The sequence below is a fragment of the Flavobacteriales bacterium genome (genome assembly GCA_020435415.1).
Lineage (GTDB): Bacteria > Bacteroidota > Bacteroidia > JACJYZ01 > JACJYZ01 > JACJYZ01.
The window spans coordinates 23,627-30,372 of the sequence record JAGQZQ010000034.1 but is presented as its reverse complement, the minus strand read 5'-3'; the positions used below and the strand labels follow the sequence as shown (position 1 = coordinate 30,372).

4 protein-coding genes are annotated in these 6,746 nt (G+C 53.3%); all 4 read left to right on the top strand.

Features of this window, described 5'->3' with window-relative positions:
• Positions 1-224: hypothetical protein (locus tag KDD36_07540; GenBank protein ID MCB0396490.1), on the top strand; the 224-nt coding region annotated here is incomplete at its 5' end.
• A gap of 511 nt (positions 225-735) precedes the next feature.
• Positions 736-1,599, top strand: coding sequence for a cytochrome c (locus tag KDD36_07535; protein ID MCB0396489.1), 864 nt, complete (start codon positions 736-738; stop codon positions 1,597-1,599).
• Between the two features lie 2 nt (positions 1,600-1,601).
• Positions 1,602-5,228, top strand: coding sequence for a nitrate reductase subunit alpha (locus KDD36_07530; protein ID MCB0396488.1), 3,627 nt, complete (start codon positions 1,602-1,604; stop codon positions 5,226-5,228).
• A gap of 24 nt (positions 5,229-5,252) precedes the next feature.
• Positions 5,253-6,746 carry a nitrate reductase subunit beta gene (narH, locus tag KDD36_07525; GenBank protein ID MCB0396487.1) on the top strand — a complete coding sequence of 498 codons (1,494 nt, stop codon included), beginning with the start codon at positions 5,253-5,255 and terminating at the stop codon, positions 6,744-6,746.

The following is a 6,746-nucleotide window of genomic DNA, read 5'->3' as shown; positions in this document are numbered from 1 at the left end:
CATGCGCCGGAGACTCACAGGATGGTGAACCGACCCAAGCCGATACAACCGCCTCCAATCATGCCAAAGCCGTAGAGCTGGCAAAGAGGTTTACCATAACCGATACACATATTGATGTGCCTTACCGTCTGAATGAGGAATGGGAAGACATTTCCCAGCGCACAGCCAAAGGCGATTTTGACTACGTACGTTGCATGGAAGGTGGATTGGAAGTGGTTTGTTGAATATACAGAGAGAGTGATCGTCAGCGGGACAGGATTAGGGATAAGCCAATTTTCCCCGTAACAATGTTAACCAACCTTGCTTTGCTGAAGCTAAACAAAGGTAATAAGATGGAGAAAAGCTATATACTGACGCGTTGACCACTTAGTTTCGGAAATCATATTGAGTTTGCCGGAATGTTAATACCAGGGCGTTGGGCGAAGGTTCCCGAACCGTCGGACCTGCCTCGCCTTACAGACAGGGAAGCCAAATCTGTACTCAAGGCGAATCATGCATACCACCGGTTCATTTTCTTAAGCGGTCAACACGTTAGATACTGAATCATAGCCAAAGGATAATCCATTATGCTCTGATAAAGACATGCCTTCAGTCCGGGTAATTTTTAAGTGTTCAGCATATCAGCACATTATCTATGATTAATCAGATAATAATATGATTCAAATCATTTTTTGACCTCGTGGACTTGGTGATCATTGTAACAGGTTATTCACCGATATAAAAACCTTGAGATCCATGAGAATAAGCTGCAAACACCTGATCGTATCATTAGGGGCAATATTATGCTTTTTAGGTGATGCAAGGGCACAAGACGGAGCCTCCATTTTTAAACAAAATTGCGGAGCCTGCCATGCCTTGGGGAAAAGACTTGTCGGCCCGGACCTGATCGGAGTCAATGAGCGGAGAAATGATGAATGGTTATTGAAATTCATCAAATCTTCACAGGCATTGATCCAGTCCGGTGACGCCGACGCGGCAGCTGTATATGCGGAGTTCAACCAGATCGCCATGCCGGACCAGTCCCACCTGGGTGATGACCAGATAAGATCCATCCTGGCATATATCGAAGAAGAAACACTGGCAAAACAGAGCGTTGCCGCAACGCAGGAAACGCCAAAGGAAGAAGCGCCCGTAGTGGTGATCGAGTACAGTGAAGCCGATGTCGCCTCGGGTCTCGCGCTCTTCTCAGGCAAAAAGAGACTTAGCAACGGCGGACCCTCCTGTATTTCCTGCCACAACGTAAACAACAATGCACTGGTGAGCGGCGGACTGCTCGCCAAAGATCTGACAGACGTATACACGAGAATGGGGAATGCCGGCGTGGCAGGAATATTAAGCGCACCTCCCTTCCCTGCCATGGCATCCGCCTATAATAACAATGCACTGGACAGTTCGGAAATAGCCCAGCTGACCGCCTTTCTGCAGCATGCCGACAATGTAAGCGAAGGACAGCAGGCGAAAAGCGGGGCAAACATCTTCATCCTCGGCGGTGGCGGTGGCCTCGTCGTTCTTCTGTTGCTGATCGCAACCCATTGGAACAGGAGATTGCGGACATCGGTCAAACATGATATTTACAAAAGGCAAATCAAATCTATATAACAATGAGCTGGATAGAAGACATCATATCTCCGAAAACCCGCAAGTGGGAGGAGTTTTACCGGAACAGGTGGCAGTACGACAAGGTCATCCGGAGCACACATGGCGTCAACTGCACCGGGGGATGCTCATGGAACATCCACGTGAAAGACGGGATCGTAGTGTGGGAGATGCAGGCCCTCGACTACCCCCTGCTCGAGAACGGATTGCCTCCCTATGAACCACGCGGGTGCCAGCGGGGGATCTCCTACTCATGGTACCTCTACAGCCCCATCAGGGTCAAATACCCCCTGATCCGGGGGGCACTGCTGGACATCTTCCAGGAAGAAAAGAAAAGAACGAACGGGGATCCATTGCAGGCCTGGGAGAACATCCAGGAAAACCCCAAGAAAAGAACACGGTACCAGAAAGCAAGGGGGAAAGGCGGTTTCAGAAGGGCGCACTGGGACGATGTGCTTGAACTGATCGCTGCCTCCAACCTCTATACGGTGAAAAAGTACGGCCCCGACCGCATCATCGGCTTCTCTCCCATCCCCGCCATGTCGATGCTCAGCTATGCATCGGGCGCCAGGTACCTTCAGCTTATGGGTGGGGTGAACCTGAGCTTCTACGACTGGTATTGCGACCTCCCCTGCGCCTATCCCGAAATATGGGGTGAACAAACGGACGTATGCGAAAGCGCAGACTGGTATAATTCGAAGTTCTGCGTTTCCATGGGGGCCAACCTCGGGATGACCCGGACCCCGGACATACACTTCTTCTCCGAAGCACGGCACAACGGAACCAAGACCGTGGTGATGTCTCCCGACTTCAGCATGGTCGCCAAGCACGCCGATCAATGGATTCCCTGCCACGCCGGTTCCGACGGCGCTTTCTGGATGGCAGTCACACACGTCATCCTGAAAGAATGGCACGTGGATAAGAAAACGGATTATTTTATCGAATATGTAAAACGATACACCGACTCTCCCTTCCTCGTGGAACTGGAACAGGAAGGGGATCATTACAAACCCGGAAGACTCATACGCGCCAACCGGGTACAGCAGTACCGGGATATATCCAACGGCGAATGGAAATTCCTCTGCCTGGACGAAGCCTCGGGAAACCTGGTGACCCCAAAAGGCACCGTGGGTTACCGCTGGGACGAGGAAAAGGGAAAATGGAACCTGAAGTATGAGAACGGCACGGACGACAAACCCTATGATCCGGCGCTTACCCTCCTCGGAAAAAGCGATGATGTTCTCCAGGTACAATACGAGGAATTCGGCCTGAATGTCAAAACCCTGCGCAGCGTTCCGGTGAAGTTCATCGAAACGACCGACGGGAAGAAGATCGCCGCGGCCACCATCTACGATGTCATCATGGGGCATTACGGGGTCGGCAGGGGATTGCCCGGAGACTACCCCAAAGATTACGACGACAAGAAGGCAGCCTATACGCCCGCCTGGCAGGAGATCTTTACAGGCATCGGAAGAAAAACGGTGATCAAATTCGCCAGGGAATGGGCGGATACTGCCGAGGCGACCCAGGGGAAATGCATGGTCATCGTGGGCGCTGCCATCAATCACTGGTTCCATGGCAACCTCATGTACCGCGCATCGATCATGGCGCAAATGCTGACAGGATGCAATGGGAAGAACGGCGGCGGGATGAACCACTACGTCGGACAGGAAAAGCTCGCTCCCGTGGATTCCTGGGGCACGATCATGTCCGGCAAGGACTGGCAGGGCGCCAACCGCTTCCAGCAGGCGCCGATCTGGCACTATATCAACTCGGACCAGTGGCGGTACGACAACAACCAGAAAATTTATAATAACATCCCGGAAAATGCGAGCCAACTGGCCAACATGCATACGGCCGACTGGGTGGTGAAATCCGTTCGCAACGGCTGGATGCCGTTCTACCCGCAATACAACAAAAGCAACCTGGATATCGTGAAGGATGCCAGGGCGAACGGCGCCAAAGACGAAAAAGAGATCGTCGATTACGTGGTCGGTCAGCTGAAGTCTAAACAGCTCCTTCACTCCGTGGTCGACCCGGATGATCCTGTGAACTTCCCCCGGGTTTGGTTCATATGGAGAGGCAATGCGCTTATGTCGAGCGCCAAGGGACATGAATACATGCTCAACCACTACCTCGGGACCCACCACAATGACATCGCCGATGAGGTCGCCGGGGAATCGGTGCACGATATCATCTTCCGGGAAAGCGCTCCATCCGGCAAAATGGACCTGGTGGTGGATATCAACTTCAGAATGGACACCTCCGCGCTTTACTCCGATATCGTACTTCCTACCGCATCATGGTATGAAAAAGCCGACCTGAACAGCACCGACCTCCATTCATTCATCCACCCCCTGTCGGAAGCTATTCCACCGGTCTGGGAAGCGAAAACAGACTGGCAGATCTTCCAGGCCATCGCCAAAAAGGTGAGCGACATGGCAAGAACCCATCTGCCCGAGCCGGTCACCGACCTGGTGAATTTGCCGCTCACCCACGATTCGGCAGACGAGATCACCCAGCCGAGATTACTGGACTGGAGCAAAGGCGAATGCGAACCCGTACCGGGCAAAACCATGCACAAGATGAAACTGGTGGAAAGGGATTACAAGCTCATCTACCAGAAGTACATCTCCCTGGGGGAAGGCGTGGCAAAGAACGGACTAGGAGCGCACGGCAATCATTATATGTGTGATGATGTGTATGGTGAAATGCTGGAACGCCGCAGCCATATCCGGCAGTTCGACGGAAAGGAATACCCGTCGCTCAGGGAAGACGTGGAAGCCGCCAACGCTGTACTCACCCTTTCCACCCTGACGAACGGCAAGCTGAACTACCGCGCCTTCCAGAATATGGAAAAGAAGACCGGACTCGCACTGGCCGACCTCGGGGAAGGATTGAAAGATGTCCGCACCGATTACAAAGACCTGCAGGCCCAACCCAGGAGGTACAACACCTCCCCGGTCTGGTCCGGACTGATGAACAACGGGCGGGCTTACGCGGCGTATACGTACAATGTGGACAAACTCGTTCCGTGGAGAACGCTCACGGGCAGACAACATTTCTACCTGGATCATGACGGCTACATCATGTTCGGGGAACATCTTCCCACATACAAGCCCTCTCCCACTCCCGAAGTATACGGCGACCTGAGAAAGACCGTCAACGACGGAAAGGCGAAAATGCTGAATTGCCTCACACCTCACGGCAAATGGCACATCCACTCCACCTACGGAGACACCCTGAGGATGCTCACGCTTTCGAGAGGGATGGAGCCATGCTGGATCAATGAAGAAGATGCGGTGCAGATCGGCATCAAAGACAATGACTGGGTAGAGGTATACAACGATCACGGCGTGTACTGTACAAGGGCGTGTGTGAGCGCCCGGATCCCGAGAGGCGTGTGTATCGTGTACCACTCTCCCGAAAGGACCTACTCCGTTCCCAAATCACAGGTGCGGGGCAACCGGAGGGCAGGCGGGCACAACAGTTTTACACGCGTGCATCTGAAACCCAACCTGCTCGTAGGCGGATACGGCCAGTTCAGCTATCACTTCAACTACTGGGGACCGGTAGGGGCCAACCGTGACACACACGTCCTGGTCAGAAAGATGGAAAAGGTAGAATTCTAAAATAAACACTTAAAAAGAAGTCACATGGATATCAGATCGCAAGTCTCAATGGTGTTTCACCTCGATAAATGTATCGGGTGCCATACCTGCTCCATTGCATGCAAGAACATATGGACGGACCGGAAAGGGGCGGAGTATATGTGGTGGAACAATGTGGAGACCAAGCCTGGAACGGGTTATCCCACCAGGTGGGAAGACCAGGACATCTACAAGGGAGGATGGGAGAAGAACGGAGACACGGTATCCCTGAAGGGCGCGGGAAAACTGAAAGGCCTCAAGAACATCTTTCATAACCCGCACATGCCTGTGCTGGAAGACTATTATGAACCATGGACTTACAAATACTCTGATCTGTTCGATGCGCCCGAAGGAGACGATCAACCCACCGCAAGGCCGGTATCCCTGGTCACAGGAAAGCCCATGGATGTACAGGCAGGGCCCAACTGGGACGATGATCTGAGCGGTTCACCCGACTATGCACGAAACGATGTGAACTTCAAGGATCTGAGCGGACCTGAACAGGAAAGCTTGTTCCAGTTGGAACGGATGACGTTTCATTACCTTCCCAGGATCTGTAACCACTGCCTGAACCCGGCATGTGTGGGCTCCTGTCCTTCGGGCGCCCTTTACAAACGCGGAGAGGACGGCGTGGTGCTGATCAACCAGGAGCGTTGCAGGGCCTGGAGGATGTGCGTTACCGCCTGCCCCTACAAAAAAAGCTATTACAACTGGAACACCGGAAAATCGGAAAAATGCATTCTGTGCTATCCGCGTCTTGAATCAGGCCAGGCCCCTGCCTGCATGCACTCATGCGTAGGCCGGATCCGGTATCTCGGCGTGATGCTGTACGATGCGGATAAGATACAGGAAGTGGCTTCCTGCGATGAGAAAGACCTGGTCGATAAACAAATGGCCATCTACCTCGACCCCTTCAGTGAAGAGGTGATCCAGGCGGCGAGGGAGAACGGCATTGCAGAGTCTACCATCCGGGCCGCACAGAAATCGCCGGTCTACAAGTTTGTAAAACAATGGAAGATCGCCCTGCCCCTCCACCCCGAGTTCAGGACCATACCCAACCTGTTCTACGTGCCGCCGATGCTTCCGGCCATGGCCAGCGTCGACAGCGACGGCATCTATGACTCGACCACCAAGTCCCTGTGGGCCGGCATCGACCAGTATCGCCTGCCCATGAAATACCTGGCCTCCCTGTTCACGGCCGGCAATGAAGAAAAGATCAAGGATGTGTTGCGGAAACTACTGGCGGTGAAGATCCACAGACGGGACGTGACCGTCGGCGACCTCCCGAAAGAAGAAGTGGAGGAAGCCCTGCAGACCGGCAAGACGGATCCCAAGGAAGCGGATAACATCTTCCGGCTGACCTCGCTTGCAACATTTGATGAAAGATTCGTGATCCCGGCGGCACACAGGGAAGAATCCCTCGAAATGATAGAAGCCACCGCAGATGCCAAAGGCGAAACGGGCTTCGGGTTCAAGATGAGACCGGCAAGAGGAATGTAA

Excerpts from the sequence above, each read along its gene's own strand:
- KDD36_07535 (MCB0396489.1), top strand. The coding sequence starts at position 736 with ATGAGAATAAGCTGCAAACACCTGATCGTATCATTAGGGGCAATATTA.
- KDD36_07530 (MCB0396488.1), top strand. The coding sequence starts at position 1,602 with ATGAGCTGGATAGAAGACATCATATCTCCGAAAACCCGCAAGTGGGAG.
- narH (MCB0396487.1), top strand. The coding sequence starts at position 5,253 with ATGGATATCAGATCGCAAGTCTCAATGGTGTTTCACCTCGATAAATGT.